Annotated in this window: 12 protein-coding genes and 1 rRNA gene; 5 read left to right on the forward strand and 8 right to left on the reverse strand. The window is 53.1% G+C overall.

What is annotated here, in order from left to right; translation table 11 throughout:
- Positions 1 to 165 precede the first annotated feature (165 nt).
- The 3 genes from argS to NYR02_RS14555 all read right to left on the reverse strand — a co-directional run bounded on the left by argS (position 166) and on the right by NYR02_RS14555 (position 4,646).
- Entirely contained in the window at positions 166 to 1,851 is a 1,686-nt protein-coding gene (argS, locus tag NYR02_RS14545) for an arginine--tRNA ligase (RefSeq protein ID WP_260977077.1), read from the reverse strand.
- A gap of 553 nt (positions 1,852 to 2,404) precedes the next feature.
- On the reverse strand, positions 2,405 to 3,004 hold the full coding sequence (locus NYR02_RS14550; RefSeq protein ID WP_260977078.1) for an FMN-dependent NADH-azoreductase: 600 nt from the start codon (positions 3,002 to 3,004) through the stop codon (positions 2,405 to 2,407).
- A 259-nt stretch (positions 3,005 to 3,263) separates the two neighbouring features.
- Positions 3,264 to 4,646, reverse strand: a complete 1,383-nt coding sequence (locus tag NYR02_RS14555; protein ID WP_260977079.1) for a ribonuclease J — start codon at positions 4,644 to 4,646, stop codon at positions 3,264 to 3,266.
- A gap of 333 nt (positions 4,647 to 4,979) precedes the next feature.
- Here NYR02_RS14555 and NYR02_RS14560 point away from each other — a divergent pair, with 333 nt between their 5' ends.
- The gene (locus NYR02_RS14560; RefSeq protein WP_260977080.1) at positions 4,980 to 5,681 is read left to right on the forward strand and encodes an AzlC family ABC transporter permease; all 702 of its coding nucleotides are present in this window, start codon (positions 4,980 to 4,982) and stop codon (positions 5,679 to 5,681) included.
- Positions 5,678 to 6,004, forward strand: a complete 327-nt coding sequence (locus NYR02_RS14565) for a branched-chain amino acid transporter permease (RefSeq protein ID WP_260977081.1) — start codon at positions 5,678 to 5,680, stop codon at positions 6,002 to 6,004. The genes NYR02_RS14560 and NYR02_RS14565 overlap by 4 nt, the downstream gene beginning before the upstream one ends.
- A 22-nt stretch (positions 6,005 to 6,026) precedes the next feature.
- Here the strand turns inward: NYR02_RS14565 and NYR02_RS14570 are convergent, their stop codons facing one another.
- Complete coding sequence (locus NYR02_RS14570; protein ID WP_260977082.1) at positions 6,027 to 6,737, reverse strand: HNH endonuclease; 711 nt, start codon at positions 6,735 to 6,737, stop codon at positions 6,027 to 6,029.
- 483 nt (positions 6,738 to 7,220) lie between these two features.
- Between NYR02_RS14570 and ilvD the strand changes: the two genes are divergently transcribed.
- A complete protein-coding gene (gene ilvD / locus NYR02_RS14575; RefSeq protein ID WP_260977083.1) occupies positions 7,221 to 9,056 on the forward strand; it encodes a dihydroxy-acid dehydratase in 1,836 nt (611 codons plus the stop codon).
- A 63-nt stretch (positions 9,057 to 9,119) separates the two neighbouring features.
- Complete coding sequence (locus tag NYR02_RS14580; protein WP_260977084.1) at positions 9,120 to 10,427, forward strand: hypothetical protein; 1,308 nt, start codon at positions 9,120 to 9,122, stop codon at positions 10,425 to 10,427.
- 9 nt (positions 10,428 to 10,436) lie between these two features.
- Here the strand turns inward: NYR02_RS14580 and NYR02_RS14585 are convergent, their stop codons facing one another.
- From NYR02_RS14585 to NYR02_RS14595, 3 genes are read right to left on the reverse strand one after another with little or no spacing between them, the layout of a single operon-like run.
- A complete protein-coding gene (locus NYR02_RS14585) occupies positions 10,437 to 11,726 on the reverse strand; it encodes a cyclic di-GMP phosphodiesterase (RefSeq protein WP_260977085.1) in 1,290 nt (429 codons plus the stop codon).
- Between the two features lie 56 nt (positions 11,727 to 11,782).
- Entirely contained in the window at positions 11,783 to 13,216 is a 1,434-nt protein-coding gene (gene modF, locus NYR02_RS14590) for a molybdate ABC transporter ATP-binding protein ModF (RefSeq protein ID WP_260977086.1), read from the reverse strand.
- Positions 13,217 to 13,223: 7 nt separating this feature from the next.
- Complete coding sequence (locus NYR02_RS14595) at positions 13,224 to 13,568, reverse strand: histidine triad nucleotide-binding protein (protein ID WP_260977087.1); 345 nt, start codon at positions 13,566 to 13,568, stop codon at positions 13,224 to 13,226.
- A 194-nt stretch (positions 13,569 to 13,762) separates the two neighbouring features.
- On the opposite strand from NYR02_RS14595, the gene NYR02_RS14600 reads away from it, so the two are divergent.
- Positions 13,763 to 14,791, forward strand: a complete 1,029-nt coding sequence (locus NYR02_RS14600; protein ID WP_260977088.1) for a hypothetical protein — start codon at positions 13,763 to 13,765, stop codon at positions 14,789 to 14,791.
- 508 nt (positions 14,792 to 15,299) lie between these two features.
- Here the strand turns inward: NYR02_RS14600 and rrf are convergent.
- Positions 15,300 to 15,415: ribosomal RNA gene (gene rrf / locus NYR02_RS14605) — 5S ribosomal RNA — on the reverse strand.
- Between the last annotated feature and the right edge of the window lie 190 nt (positions 15,416 to 15,605).

Raw genomic sequence — 15,605 nt, forward strand, 5'->3', positions numbered from 1 at the left:
TATGTAGTGCCCATTAACACTGATTAAAGAGGCGCTGATTTCTGGTGTAGCGTACGCCGTTAAGACAAGGCGAAGTCGGGCAAGAAAGCGGAGCCTACATATTCGTAAGTGAGCATTTCGAGCACGACTTCAACGCCGTATTAACAAGTACGGTAGCCAGAGCAGTTACATTTCCTGCGGCGCAGAAACACCGAGTAACCCTAAACCATTGCTGATCACCTGACGCACGGCTTCCGCCAGTGCCAGACGGGCGTTACGCACATCGGCATCGTCCACCAGGGTTTTTTCTGAGTTGTAGTAGGTGTGGAAATCACCGGCCAGATCGCGCAGGTAATTCGCCACGCTGTGCGGCTCGTGATTATTGGCAGCCACTTTAACGATTTCCGGGAAGCGACCCAGTTTTACAATCAGGTCTTTTTCGCTTTCCAGTTCCAGTCTTGGCAGTGCCGCCAAACCTTCGGCCAGCGTCCAGCTCTGACCCGCTTCCGCCAGTTTGCGGAAAATAGAGCATACACGGGCATGGGCGTACTGGATGTAGTAAACCGGGTTATCGGACGACTGTGAACGCGCCAGGTCGATATCGAAGGTTAACTGGCTGTCGGCTTTACGCGCGGCCAGGAAATAACGGGTCGCGTCGCGGCCCACTTCGTCGATCAGATCGCGCAGGGTCACATAGCTGCCGGCACGCTTGGAGATTTTCACTTCTTCGCCGCCGCGCATAACGGTCACCATCTGGTGCAGCACGTAGTCTGGCCAGCCTTGCGGAATACCGGCATTCAGCGCCTGCAGACCAGCGCGCACACGGGTAATGGTGCTGTGGTGGTCGGCGCCCTGCTCGTTCACCACACGCTCAAAACCACGCTGCCATTTGTCGAGGTGGTAAGCCACATCGGGTACAAAGTAGGTGTAGCCGCCGTCTTTTTTACGCATTACGCGGTCTTTGTCGTCACCGAAATCGGTGGTGCGCAGCCACAGTGCGCCGCCGTCTTCGTAGGTGTAGCCGTTGTCGATCAGGGTTTTTACGGCGGCTTCGACTTTGCCTTCGCTGTACAGGGAAGACTCGAGGAAATACACATCGAAATCGACAGCAAAGGCTTTTAAATCCAGATCCTGTTCGCGACGCAGATAAGCCACGGCAAAGTGACGGATGGCTTCGAGGTCATCGGCGTCTTTGGCTCCGGTAAAGCTCTGGTCGGCAGATTCAACGGTATCGCCGTTCATATAGCTGTTGGCCAGCTCGACGATGTAATCGCCACGGTAGCCGTCTTCCGGCCAGCTGGCATCGTCCGGGGTCAGACCATTGCAGCGCGCCTGTACCGACAGCGCCAGATTGTTAATCTGCGCACCGGCATCGTTGTAATAAAATTCGCGGGTTACATCCCAGCCGGAGGCATCGAGCAGACGGCAGATACAGTCACCAACGGCAGCACCACGGCCGTGGCCGATATGCAGCGGCCCGGTCGGGTTGGCCGACACAAATTCCACCTGCACTTTGCGCCCGGCGCCATCGCTGTTACGGCCGTAAGCTTCTTTCTGTTCCAGCACGGCTTTTACCAGACTGGCGGTCGAGGCATCGCTCAGATAGAAGTTAATAAAACCCGGGCCGGCAATTTCGACTTTTTCTACCAGCGTATTGGCCGGCAGGGCGTCCACCAGCAGCTGCGCCAGTTCGCGTGGATTTTTACCGGCAGGCTTGGCCAGCATCATCGCCAGGTTAGTGGCCAGATCGCCGTGGGCTTTGTCGCGGGTGTTGTCGATCTGGATGCGCGGTTCGAGATCAGCGGGAAGGGTTCCCTGGGCCTTGAGAGAGGCGACGGCAGCGGACAAAAGCTCAGCAATTTGCGGTTTCATAGAGGAAATCTGGCCTGATTAATTTGTGTTCAGAAGATGTTTTCAGAAAAGGGCGCGATTATCGCAAAAATGCCGGTTTGGGTGAAGGGCGCCGGGGAGATTTAACCAGCCACCCTAAACACCTGTTTTTACAGCAAAAATGCGGTTTGGCCCCAGCTTATACGCAACTTGCCCGCAGTTAACTCACAAAGTTATCCACATTTTATTTTTTGTAAACGCCGGCGCAAACCACGCGCCATAACACAGCCTCTGCGCTCATCCTACTGATTTTTCTTACAAAATTTTCTTGCCAGGGCTTGCTATACGTGGCCTGCGGCCGAATTCGTACAGGCGTTTAAAATTCGCACGATCTGACAACAACGCCCACAGAAAGTGCCCTGCAGCCCCTTACCCCAAACTTGTCCACGTTTTTATCCACAGAATCTCTGGGTAACATTCACATCCGGCGCAGCGGGCTGATCGTTGTGGATACAGGGCAGGAACCGCAGGCATAAAAAAACGGAAGCTGCTTTCGCACCTTCCGCTTAGGCTGTCGCGTCAACAAAGCCGGGAATTACGCCAGTGCGGCGATTTCCTGACCGGCAGCTTCCAGAGCGGCATTCTTGCTGTCGTCGCCCAGGTTCAGACCTTCGGCATAGACAAAGCGCACATCACTCAGACCGATAAAGGAGAAGATGGTGGTCAGGAACGGCGTCTGGGTATCGGCCGGAGTGCCTTTGTACAGGCCACCGCGGGTCGCCAGAATATGCACCGGTTTGTTATCGAGCAGACCCACCGGGCCGGTCTCGGTGTACTTGAAGGTGATACCGGCACGGCATAAGAAGTCGAGGTAAGACTTCATCTGCGCCGGAATGGTGAAGTTGTACATAGGCACGCCCACCACCACTTCGTCGGCTGCTTTGATTTCGGCGATCAGGGCATCGGAGTACGCCACAATGCTTTGCTGCTCGGTTGTACGCTGTTCAGCCGGGGTCATAAAGGCACCAACGCTGTTGGCATCCAGATAAGGCGGAACGTCTGTGGCCAGATCGCGAATCACAACCTCACCGTTCTGGTTAGCGGCTTTCCAGCCAGCGATGAATTTTTCGGCAAGCTGACTGGACTGACCGTGGTCGCCGAAGATGCTGCCTTTAATGTACAGAAGTGTTGCCATGTTTGTGCTCCTCAATATGAGTGATCGCAGGAATTGAGGGCATTTTGCTCCGGACGATTTCGATTAAAAATCGCAAAAATCCGCATATATCTTTCTAAAAAGTTGTTCTTTTGCTGAAAACAGCAGGCTCATTGGGTGATTCTTCCTCGTTCCTACGTTCTGCGTGGGAATGCAACCGTGCCAGCAAGGGCTACCACGCAGAGCGTGGGAGCCAGGTGAGGGTTAATAATGCAGCAGGCCCATCGGCCGATTTTTGCACTCAGACCACCCGCACCAGCGCGCCTTTTTCCCAGCCCAGCCGTCCGGTGCGCACCTTTTGCCGCTGTATTCCGGGCACCGGCGCCAGCATAAACAGGTCGCCATTGCGCCCGGTAAGAGTACGCGGCACACCGCAGCCTTTGGCAAGTGCAGCGTGGGCTTTCATATGCACTTCTTCGCCATGCACGGGAATGGCAATTTCCGGCTGCACCCAGCGGTATAAAGTCTCCAGCTCTTCCTGCGCCGGATGGCCGGAGGCATGAATCGGCAGTTCGGCATCGTCGGCGGTGATCACTTCCACGCCAATGCTGTGCAGCTGGTCGATAATGCCCTGAATAGCTTCTTCGTTACCGGGAATGGCGCGGGCGCTGAAGATGACACGGTCGCCGGGTTCCAGTTCAAAATCAGGGTGAGTGCCTGCCGCCAGACGGCGCAGCGCGGTATGCGGTTCGCCCTGGCTGCCGGTCGCCACCGCCAGCACTTCGTGGCGCGGTAAATAGCCCAGATGCCCGGTATCCACCGAGCCGGCACTGAACGGCCACACGCCCGCACGCTTGGCGCACTGATGCATATTAATCATCGAGCGGCCATAAAGGCCCATATAACGGCCGGTGTCGTCCGCCACATGGGACAGGGTTAACAGGCGCGCAATATTGCTGCCAAAACAGGTAACGATCACCCGCCCTTTGGCGCTTTCGATGTAATGGCGCAGGCCATCGTACAGATCGCCTTCCGAGGCGGAATGCCCGGCCACGGTGGCATTGGTGGAATCGCACACCATCGCCAGCACACCTTCCTGTGCCAGACGGGTAAAGGTTTCCTGTTTATAGCCGTGGCCCACCACCGGCTCGGGGTCGAGCTTCCAGTCGCCGGTATGAAATACATTGCCGGCGGCGGTGCGGATCATCAGCGCATTCGGGTCGGGTACCGAATGCGTTAAGGCTAAAAATTCCACCTCAAACGGGCCGATGGCTACACGCTCACCGGTTTCCGGCACGATGATTTTTACCTGATGCAGCAGGCCATGCTCGGCGAGTTTCTTTTTCAGCACTTCGGCGGTAAAGCGCGTGCAGTACACCGGGCAGCGCAGCTTATGCCACAGATAGGGCACCGCTCCGATATGGTCTTCGTGGGCGTGGGTGATAATTAAGCCGGCCAGCTGATCTTTACGCGCGGCAATAAATTCCGGATCGGGCATTTGCGTATCCGGCTCGCCCGAATGGTGGCGGGTGCCATCGGCGCTGACCCGTCCCGGCTTCGGGAAGGTTACGCCGCAATCGACCATCAGCCACTGATCATCATGGCCGTAAAGATTCATATTCATACCGATCTCGCCGGTGCCGCCAAGGGGCAGGAAGAAGAGATCGTTAACACCTGGGTTCATGGTATTTCCTGACGATGCGCAAAGGCCATTGATAGCGACAACCGTAAAAACGACCGCAAAACAATGCGCGCAAATAATAGGTTTAATAAAATGCTGCTGTGAGTATACCGACTGGCAGACTTTATTCAGCCTGTAACCGGGCCAGAACGGTTACCAAAGTCCACTTGTCCGCCACCCGCCTGAGACTTAAACTGCCGCCTTGCTGATTGGTCTATTGATAGAGCATGGTACTGATAAATAAAGGTACCGATAAACAGATCACCTCTGCTCTCCTGCCAATCTTGACCCAATCATTATTGACCCAATCATCCATTCACGGCCGCCACTTCTGATATGACGCTTTCTCCGCTTAACACGCTGGTGCTGCGCACCTCGCTGCCTGTGATGTTTGGCTATCTGCCTTTGGGAGCCGCATTCGGCGTATTGTTCAGCGAGCTGGATCACCACTGGCTGTACGCCACCGCGATGGGGCTGTTTATTTACGCCGGTGCCGGACAATTTCTGGCGGTGGGATTACTGGCCAACCAGGCAACGCTGACCGAAATGGCCGTGGCCACCCTGCTGATTAACTCGCGCCATATATTTTACGGCCTGTCATTAATCAGCCGTATGCCCAACCGGGGCTGGCGCCGCCTGTATCAGATTTTTGGCCTCACCGATGAAACCTACTCGCTGATTACTGCCACATCGCTGCCGGCGGATATCGACCGCGGCCAGTTCCAGCTGCGGGTAACCGCCATCAATCAGTTGTACTGGTTAGTGGGGTGCACCGTCGGTGCCTGGCTCGGCAGCCAGCTGGAATTCTCAACCGATGGCATCGCCTTTGTATTACCGGCACTGTTTATGGTGCTGACCATCGAGCAGTACAAACACCTGCGCGATATCCGCCCTTTTGTTGCCGCTCTGGCCATTGGCCTCGGAACGTTACTGCTGATCAGCCGCGAACAGATGCTGCTGATTGCCATTCTGCTCAGCCTCAGTGTACTGATGATGCAATACGCCGCGCGCCGCACACACAAGGGGCCTGAGGCATGAACGAATTCTGGTATCTGAGTAGCGTAATTGCGCTGCTGGCGGGCGTTACCTTCCTGACCCGTGCCCTGCCTTTTATGCTACTCGGCCGGGTGGCCGACCACCCGCTGCTGGAACACCTCGGCCGTTTTCTGCCGCCCATCGTCATGGTGCTGCTGGTGATTTATTCGTTTAAAAACGACGTAGCATTCTCACTGGATTTTCTGCCCGAACTGGGTTGCCTGCTGCTGGTAACGGCGCTGCACCTGGCGTTCCGCCAGGCGCTGATCAGTATTGTCGGAGGGACGGCGATGTATATGCTGCTGGTGCAGATGGGTGTGGGTTAATTAGCCTGAGCTTTAAACGACGTTAATACGCTGCTTTGCGAAAAACACAGTCGCGATGAAACTCTAAAAAACCTAAATGTTGCTGCGTGAGGTGTATGTTCATATCGCTTCGAATGCCCAAAACATCCGGGTGAGATAACTGCGGTGAAAGCACTATATCACCGTTATTTTTGAAGCTAATAAATCCACCGTCGAACGCTTTATCCAGCGTAGGTAAAAGGAGCAAGCCGTTAAAGTGATCAAGCTTTTCCGCATTGCTAGACACACGCCAAGGTTTAATATGCGATGCGACCAAAAAGCTAACATCTTGATAGCCCGTCACCGCGCATCCTTGCCAATAGCCGATAAGCCTTGTGCGAAAATCCCCCTGTCCTATGCGAGTTTTAACGAGACGACTTTTTTCGGTTTCACTGATATTAGGTTGTCGAAAAATATCATCAATGTCGGCTTCTATATCCGAGTCAAACCCCGCTTTTAAATAATCAGCAAAGCGATTCAATGCACTGCTGTACATAGATTTACCAACCGTGTTGCGCTCTACAAAGATGGGTAACTGCTTCAGCTGCTCTGCCACAACGTGAAATTGGGCGAGACCAGAGATAGACGTTAGAGGACCGTCGATCAAACCCGCACTTTGCGCCCATTCAGACATAACGCCTTGTACACTCGATAGATATTTTTTCGCTGAAGCATCCGATAGCCCCTGTGCTCGCATCCATTCATCAAAGGTCATGCAGTGATTCCTAATCAAGTGACATCGGCAATCTACCCTCTAGAGTGGCTTCTATCAATTAATCCCTACCCGTTAAACCCTATCAGCCGATGAGTTTTCCTCAACCAATCATCAGCTTACTCACAAAGTTACTCACACCTCCGACTTTATTTTTCCACAAGTCAACTCTTGACAGATTATTTTAATAACCAATCTTAAGCCCCTGAATTTATTTCGAATAATCACTTCAAACCCTTGTGATATCTGGATTTTTCTGAGTTTTCGAATTTGTACCGGCAACGGTTAAACTTTCATCAATCTGTCACACTGGCCCGTCTTGTCTTACCTACAGCCATTCACTCAGATGTTACTCACAAAGTTACCCACAGATTCTGGGCATAACGTCGCGATTTATAGGCAGCAAAATAGGCAGATGAGCAATTGCGCCGCGGCTGATACAATAAGCGCCTTTATTTTTCAGCCGTTGATCAGACGAGGGACACCATGCCTGAATACCGTTCAAAGACCTCCACCGCAGGTCGCAATATGGCCGGAGCCCGTGCTCTGTGGCGCGCTACCGGGATGAAAGATGACGATTTCCAGAAGCCGATCATTGCCGTGGCTAACTCTTTCACTCAGTTTGTGCCGGGTCATGTGCACCTGAAAGACCTGGGTCAGCTGGTTGCGCGTGAGATTGAAAGAGCCGGTGGTGTGGCGAAAGAGTTCAACACCATCGCCGTGGATGACGGTATCGCCATGGGTCACGACGGTATGCTGTACAGCCTGCCATCGCGTGAAGTGATTGCCGATTCGGTTGAGTACATGGTGAACGCGCACTGCGCCGATGCCATCGTCTGTATTTCCAACTGCGACAAGATCACTCCGGGAATGCTGTTGGCGTCGCTGCGCCTGAACATTCCGGTGATCTTTGTGTCCGGTGGCCCGATGGAAGCCGGTAAAACCAAGCTGTCTGAGCACAAGCTGGATCTGGTGGATGCGATGGTGATCGCCGCCGACGATTCTGCCAGCGACGAGAAAGTGGCCGAATACGAGCGCAGCGCCTGCCCGACCTGTGGCTCCTGCTCCGGTATGTTTACCGCGAACTCGATGAACTGCTTAACCGAAGCGCTGGGTCTGGCTCTGCCGGGTAACGGCTCGCTGCTGGCGACCCACGCCGACCGCGAACAGCTGTTCCTCGAAGCCGGTCGCCGCATCGTGGAAATCACCAAGCGTTATTACGAGCAGGATGACGAATCTGTCCTGCCGCGTTCTATCGCCAGCTTTAAAGCGTTCGAAAACGCGATGACGCTGGATATCGTGATGGGTGGTTCAACAAACACCATTCTGCACTTGCTGGCAGCCGCTCAGGAAGCCGAGTGCGACTTCGATCTGAAAGACATCGACCGCCTGTCCCGCGTCGTTCCGCAGCTGTGTAAAGTGGCACCGAACTCGCCGCTGTACCATATGGAAGACGTACACCGCGCCGGTGGCATTATGGGTATTCTGGGTGAAATCGACCGCGCCGGTCTGCTGCACAGCGATCTGCCAACCGTACACAGCAAGACCATGAAAGAAGCGCTGGATAAGTGGGACATCATGCGCAACCCAAGCGAAGATGTGGTTAAGTTCTATAAAGCCGGTCCGGCGGGTATTCCGACGCAAACCGCGTTCAGCCAGAGCACCCGCTACCCTACTCTGGACGGCGACCGTGATAACGGCTGTATCCGTAACCTCGAACATGCCTACTCAAAAGAAGGCGGCCTGGCGGTACTGTACGGCAACATCGCGCTCGATGGCTGTGTGGTAAAAACCGCCGGTGTGGATGAATCTATTCTGGTATTCCAGGGCAAGGCGAAAATCTTCGAAAGCCAGGACGATGCGGTAAAAGGCATTCTGGCCGATGAAGTGGTGGCCGGTGATATCGTCATTATCCGCTACGAAGGCCCGAAAGGTGGTCCGGGTATGCAGGAAATGCTGTATCCGACGTCTTATCTGAAGTCCAAGGGTCTGGGCAAAGCCTGTGCGCTGCTGACCGATGGTCGTTTCTCCGGTGGTACGTCTGGTCTGTCGATTGGTCACTGCTCTCCGGAAGCGGCGGCTGGCGGAGCTATTGGCCTGCTGCGGGATGGCGATATCGTTAACATCGACATCCCGAACCGCGCGATTAATGTTGACCTGAGCACTGAAGAACTGGCGCACCGTCGTCACGAACAGGACCAGAAAGGCTGGAAACCAGCGGCCGAGCGCCCACGCAAAGTGAGCACTGCACTGAAGGTTTACGCCAAGTTCGCTACCAGCGCCGATAAAGGTGCAGTACGCGATAAGAGCCTGCTCGACTGATCCTGTTCTGATTCCGACCGGAGATTGACCTGTGGGGCGATCTTCGCTCAGGAACCCTTTATAATGCCTGCACTCATTATTGTTATGGTGCAGGCATTTTTTTATGCGTATGCCGCACGTTTTCAGGATTATTTCATGCTGCGCTTTTCTTTTAATACCCCGTTGCTTAGCCATTTTGTTGCTGGTTTTATCATGCTGTCGCTGCTCGGAGGCTGCGCCAGCCAACGTATAGCCAACGAAGACAGCGTATCGCTGGCGACCAATGAAAAGGTCAGCCAACTGGGCAATGATTCCGAGCGCGCACTCAGCGAGGCCGAAGCCGCCTTTACCACCGCCAGTAATGAAGACCTGACGTTCTACGCACCATTACACATGGAGCAGATTCAACAAGCGTTAAAGCAGGCGCGCAGCCACGAACTGGCCGGCGATTCCCGTGGTTGTATTGAATCGTCTGCACGGGTGCTGAGCCTGCTCGACAGCGCGCTGAAGAATAAAGCGCGGGCACAGACGGCACTGTCGCCATTATTTGCTCAGAAGACGGTATTGGATGAAATCAAAGCCGGCAGTGTGATGAGCGCTCAATATCAACGCGATATGAAAGAGCTGCGCTCGCTGATCAGCCTGATTGAAGCCGGAGAAGGCAGCAAAGTGATCGACAGATCAGCGCATGTACTGAAAGCCCTGCAGCAGCTGGAACTGGATACCATGCTGCGTCTGCACTGGCAGCCAGCCAGCGAAACGCTGGCAAAAGCTGACGATGAAAACGCGGCCAAACACGCACCGGCTACTTTCAGTGATGCCGAACTGCAGGTGGAGAACGCCGCACAAATTATTCGCCGTCATTATCAGGACCGTGCACTGGCAGAAAGCACCGGCAAAGAGGCTCTGCGCGCAGCACAACATGCGCTGTATATCGCCCGTGAAGCGAAAGCGATTACTCGTCTGGATTCTGCTCAGGCAGAGCAGGCAGCACTGGAATTTGAGGGTTATCTGCACCAGTTAAGCGAAACGCTGAACGCCGGAGATATGCGCAATATGGCGCTGAAAGATCAAACCCTGGCGATTATTCAACATGCTGAAGAGCAGGCGCGGAAAGCAGCGGCTAAACACAATGCACAGGCAACACCTGTTGTGTTGCAGCCTGTTGCAGAGAATCCCATGACGGCCGAAAGCCCGCTTGAAGCAACATCAGAAAAAACATCAGAAAAAACATCAGAAAAAACATCAGAAAAAACATCAGAAAAAACATCAGAAAAAACATCAGAAGTAACACAAGCAATAACGACAGAAGTAACGCCGGACGCTGAGACAGAAGCCGCAGCGGAACCAACGCCGGATCAGAATCCTGCGCCAGACAACACTCAGCGTTAACGCGTCAGCTCAATCAGCATGAATGCCGTATTCAAAACCTTTAATGCGTAAGCCCCGGTCAATATAGTCGTTCACATGCACACCAAAACAGCCGCTGCGGAATACTCCCTGTGGCTGATAAAGCACGCCACGGTCATCCTCCGGCGCCATGGATAAGTTCACGATACGTTCCGGTTGTGGCTGTTTATCGGGGCCGAGGATCATGATGACTTTGGGTTTCAGCTGATAACCCGGATCTGCGGATAAAATAATACCGACTTCGCCATTACTCATTTCCAATAAATAACCCGGCGGGTACAGCCCGATCATAGAAATAAATTTGCGCACTAATTCTTCATCAAACTGAGTGCCGCGATTATTGTTCAATATTCGCATCGCATCCAGCGACGACATACCCGGCTTATAACAACGGTCACTGGTCATCGCATCGTAAGCATCGGCAACGGTCACAATACGGGTAAACAGCGACAGTTTGGTGCTATCGATTCCACGCGGATAGCCTTTACCATCCAACCGTTCATGATGGCTGAAAGCCACATCAACAGCACCGGGATAAATATCGGAACGGCCCATTAATAATTGTTTGGCGTAAAGCGTATGGCGCGCCATTTCGGCAAACTCTTCCGGGTCCAGAGGACCAGGCTTATTCAGAATCTCCGTCGGAACTTTCATTTTACCAATATCATGCATCAAGCCGCAGATGCCGAGATTTTCCAGCTCAAAAGGTGCCAGATCCATTTGCTTACCCAAAGCAATGGATAACAGGCAAACGTTAACCGAATGCTCGGCGGTATATTCATCCTGATGCTTTAAACGCGTCAGCCAGAGAATGGCATTGGGATTATTAACAACACGATCGACGCAATCTTTAACTGCGGCCTGAGCCGTTTTAAGATTAAACGCCTGGCCTAACTGGGCACTGGCCAGCAGACGTTTTATCTGCAGCTTGGTGGTTTGATAGGTTCGATTGGCAGCGCTGAGCTGTTGCGCCATTTCCTGTTTTTCAACGTAGCGGGTTCGCTTCTGCGGGGCGATTTTGCCTTTATCATCCAGCTCGTTCCATTCTTCCTCGACCACGTCAACCATGACCCACTGACAGAGGGTCTGAATGAGTAATAAGTCGTCATCGTTTTCCAGTAAGAATCCCTGGAAAAGAAAAGGCGATTCTGTCCACGGCCGGTCCAGCTCAACAATGTACATCCCGGCTGTAAGCTCCGACACTTCCATTCGCTTGCGCGTGTGTCGCTTATTGATCTGAAATTTACGGCCATTACGTGTCGTTGTAATGGATCCGATCACTGATAAATACCTTTGTTATTATTGTTATTTTAGAGGTTAGCAGCACGCTTGGCACTTTATTCTCTGCGGGAGATTTGTAGCCTGCTTTTGCCATCTTTTGTTTCAAACTGCAACCGGCAGTCAATAGCGGACGGAATTTCGGCCGGGTGATGGGTGACATATAACAGGGTTGTTGCACGTTGCTCTGCCAGCCGATTAATAAAGGCTAACACCAGCATGCGACTGGGATCATCCAGCCCCTGGCAAGGTTCATCCAGAATCAGTAACGGTGGTTGCTTAATTAACGCGCGCGCAATCAGCACCAGGCGCTGCTCGCCATAGGAGAGGTGCTGCAGGCTTTGGTTGGCTTTATGACGCAGACCGATTATATCCAGCCACTGCAAGGCCAGTTGTTTATCGTCATCACCGGTTGCCTGATACAGGCCAATGCTGTCATACAGTCCTGAAATAACGGTACTCAGCACGTTAGTGGTCGCGCGGTATTCCCATTGCAGTGAAGCCGACACCAGACCGATGTGTTTTTTAATATCCCAGATGCTTTCACCGCGTCCGCGCTGCATGCCGAACAGACGCAGGTCGTTGCGGTAACACTGTGGATTATCGCCAGTGATCAATTGCAGCAGACTGGTTTTACCACTGCCGTTCGGCCCCTGAATGGCCCAGTGCTCGCCGGCTTCAACACGCCAGTTAAGGCCGCTGAACAGTTCCCGTTCGTCATAGCGGATGGCAACGTCTTTCATACCGACCAGAGGTTCGCCTTCAGCCAGCTGCAGGGCTGAACGCCCGGCTGCAGGGAAGTCCGGCAGCGGCCGGTCAAAGTGCATCAGTCCGCGCAGTTCCGGCTGTGCCAGTACATCGTCTTTTGTCCCCTGATACAGCAACCGGGCATCGTGCATAAAAGCAACGTGCGTGATCCAGCCGGGTAATTCGTCCAGACGGTTAGCCACCCACAACAACGCCAGCCCCTGCTGCTGTAATTCATACAGCGCGTCAGATACCGCTGCCCGGCTGCTTTGATCCAGCCCTTCCAGCGGCTCATCCAGCACCAGTAAATCCGGCTTATTGCGTACCGCATGAATCAGCAGCACTTTACGGCTCTCGCCGGTGGATAACGAGCGGAAGCCCTGATTGAGCAAGTGGCGGATGCCCAGACGCTCAATCCAGCTATCCACTTCGGTAAGTGGCGCGAGAAAGTCGCGGATTAATGTGCCTTTATCCGGCGCATCATTCAGATCACTCTCGTCATCATGGCGCTCCTGTTCAATCTGCGCGGCCTGCGCCTCCAGCGAGACATAAGCCACCGATGCCGGTAAATCGCAGGCTTCGCCATGGCTGAGCACCACCTGGTCACCAGCCAGCGCCGACAGAACGGTTTTACCGCTGCCGTTGGTTCCGGTGATCGCCCAGTACTCTCCCGGATTCAGCTGCCACTGATCCACCTGCAAGTTCCGACCGTCGTGCAAACGCGCCTGTATTGCTGAAAAACGCATGAAAACCTCAGCCCGGAGGCCAGCTCAGTGGACGGCCACCAATAATATGCAGATGCAGGTGGAAGACCGTTTGTCCCGCACCCTCACCGTTGTTAACCACCAGACGGTATTTATCGCCCAGCCCTTCCTGCTCAGCGATTTTACTCGCGGTCAGCATCAGATGTCCGAGTAATGCCTGATCTTCTGCTGTGGCATCGCACAGGCGCGGAATTGGCTTACGCGGAATCAGCAGAATGTGCATGGGCGCCGCAGGGTAGAGATCGCGGAACGCCATGCAAACATCATCTTCATAAACCACCGTCGCAGGCAGCTCGCCGCGGATAATTTTGCCAAAAATCGTATCTTCAGACATGTGAAACTCCTTTACTGGAAGCCGTCACCATAGGAAAAATTGATGATTCTGACAATGAGCATTTGTTTCATCTCAGGTTCCTTTCGTCGCAAACATCACGCGGCTTCTAATGACCATGACAGCGCAGCGGCGCTTATGTACGATGGTTTCACTAAAATAATAAGCTTCAATAATACTCACCACAGGAACCAACCATGAACACCATTCTGCGCATACTGACGGCGGGGCTGCTGACCGTGTCTGCACTGTGCTATGCCGAAACTCCGGCTGACCCGGTCAATGCATTTCAGTGGCAAGCCTTCCCCTATGAACAGGCACCTTATGACTATAGTGGCGAACGTCTTAACGAATACTGGTTCCAGCTGAATCGCGCGACGGATTACCCTTTTCCCGATGCCCGTTATTTATCTTCGGTACTGGCGGCCAACGCAGAACTGAAATTGGCAACGCCCGAATTTGAATCTATTGAGCAATTAGCCGCAAAACTACAGCAGGCCTGGCGTGAATTTTATAAGGGCAATTTTCAGACAGCGGTACAGCAAGGCTATGCCATCGGCCCGCTCGGACACGGTGTCGCCTTTTATGCTCAGGCAACCTACGGCCTGCGCCTGGAAAATGATAAGGATAAGCGCCATGCATTATGGGAAGACATTATTACGCGGCATGAAAAAACTGCGGAATTAACCCGCCACGACAGCATGGCTCGCTACTTTGCTTTTTATGCCATGGCGCGCCTGAGTGAAGAGATATCATCGCCAACCGTATTAAGTCGTGGCTATATGGATACCATGACCAGTGAACTGAACAGTATGGCCGAGGCCGAACCTTACAACGTATTTGTGTTGGCCGCCAAAGGCTCAATGGACGCAGGTATCGTGCGTAAAATGGGGCATTTTATGGGACGTATGGCTTACGGAGCGAACGACGACGTCGTGGAGAATTATTACGCCGCAGCCCTTGCTCAAAATCGTCGCATCGCTAATGTTCATCTGGAGGCGGCGCAAAGTCTGCTTTATATCCACAAACAAAAGGCACTCGACCGCGCCCTGGAACAGATGCGTATCGCCGCAAACATTACCCCATTATCAGCGATGGAAACCCTCGACAGCTTCCACGCAAAAAAGCTGCTGAAAGAGCTGGAAGCAATACAGCAGGATAACGGCATTGGACTGCGGGACTATATAAAACGCGGTACAGAATCCGGTAAGAACTATTACCTTTAATACGCCTTCCGGTACTGCCAATTATGAAAGCCTGCTGTTGCAGGCATTTTTATGGCAATCACCCGCTCAGGGATACAGTGCTGCACATTCGGGAGTCATTAGCCGGATATTACAGCAGTAAGCAGGTAGATAGGACGGTGAAAGCTTTCTGGCTGGCCGCTGGCATCTTTCATTTCAGAACCCGAGAAACACAGTGTTGTATTTATCCCAGACGCCTTGATTCAATCCCGCAGGGCCTTGGCTTACATCTACCATTAAAAACCCCTGCAGCTGAGCTACAGAGGCTTGGAGTAAGTACCTGGTTGGCGAAGTTAACACTTTTATGGCTGTGGCCTGTACAGCAGGGTGGTCATCGGAGAGCCATTAAGTTATTGCAGGTATTTTATTCAGACAAATACTGAACGGCAGGATGCTGTTCAGCACAGCGGAGCTGCCTGAAGGGTTGGCACAGGGAAGTGCCAACATGAAAAAACCCCAACCGCATAGCGATTGGGGTTTTAGAATAAGAGCTTGACGATGACCTACTCTCACATGGGGATGCCCCACACTACCATCGGCGATACTGCGTTTCACTTCTGAGTTCGGAATGGATTCAGGTGGTTCCACAGCTCTATTGTCGTCAAGCAAACCTTGATGAAGTCGCGTTGTCTTACGCTCTCTAGAGATCGCAACGTTTCTTCAAATTAGGGCGGATACATGAGTCACAGTTAAGTGAAGAGATTCTCAAGCGAACAAGCAGTTGCTTGTCGTATTCAATCAACCCTTCCGGGTTTGGGTGTTATATGGTCAAGCCTCACGGGCAATTAGTATTGGT

Origin of the sequence: Thalassolituus pacificus, from assembly GCF_025318105.1 — a bacterium.
Taxonomy (GTDB): Bacteria; Pseudomonadota; Gammaproteobacteria; order Pseudomonadales; family Oceanobacteraceae; genus Venatoribacter; species Venatoribacter pacificus.

Bases quoted from the DNA above. Each gene is read 5' to 3' on its own strand.
- argS (WP_260977077.1), bottom strand. From the start codon at position 1,851: ATGAAACCGCAAATTGCTGAGCTTTTGTCCGCTGCCGTCGCCTCTCTC.
- NYR02_RS14550 (WP_260977078.1), bottom strand. From the start codon at position 3,004: ATGGCAACACTTCTGTACATTAAAGGCAGCATCTTCGGCGACCACGGT.
- NYR02_RS14555 (WP_260977079.1), bottom strand. From the start codon at position 4,646: ATGAACCCAGGTGTTAACGATCTCTTCTTCCTGCCCCTTGGCGGCACC.
- NYR02_RS14560 (WP_260977080.1), top strand. From the start codon at position 4,980: ATGACGCTTTCTCCGCTTAACACGCTGGTGCTGCGCACCTCGCTGCCT.
- NYR02_RS14565 (WP_260977081.1), top strand. From the start codon at position 5,678: ATGAACGAATTCTGGTATCTGAGTAGCGTAATTGCGCTGCTGGCGGGC.
- NYR02_RS14570 (WP_260977082.1), bottom strand. From the start codon at position 6,737: ATGACCTTTGATGAATGGATGCGAGCACAGGGGCTATCGGATGCTTCA.
- ilvD (WP_260977083.1), top strand. From the start codon at position 7,221: ATGCCTGAATACCGTTCAAAGACCTCCACCGCAGGTCGCAATATGGCC.
- NYR02_RS14580 (WP_260977084.1), top strand. From the start codon at position 9,120: ATGCCTGCACTCATTATTGTTATGGTGCAGGCATTTTTTTATGCGTAT.
- modF (WP_260977086.1), bottom strand. From the start codon at position 13,216: ATGCGTTTTTCAGCAATACAGGCGCGTTTGCACGACGGTCGGAACTTG.
- NYR02_RS14595 (WP_260977087.1), bottom strand. From the start codon at position 13,568: ATGTCTGAAGATACGATTTTTGGCAAAATTATCCGCGGCGAGCTGCCT.
- NYR02_RS14600 (WP_260977088.1), top strand. From the start codon at position 13,763: ATGAACACCATTCTGCGCATACTGACGGCGGGGCTGCTGACCGTGTCT.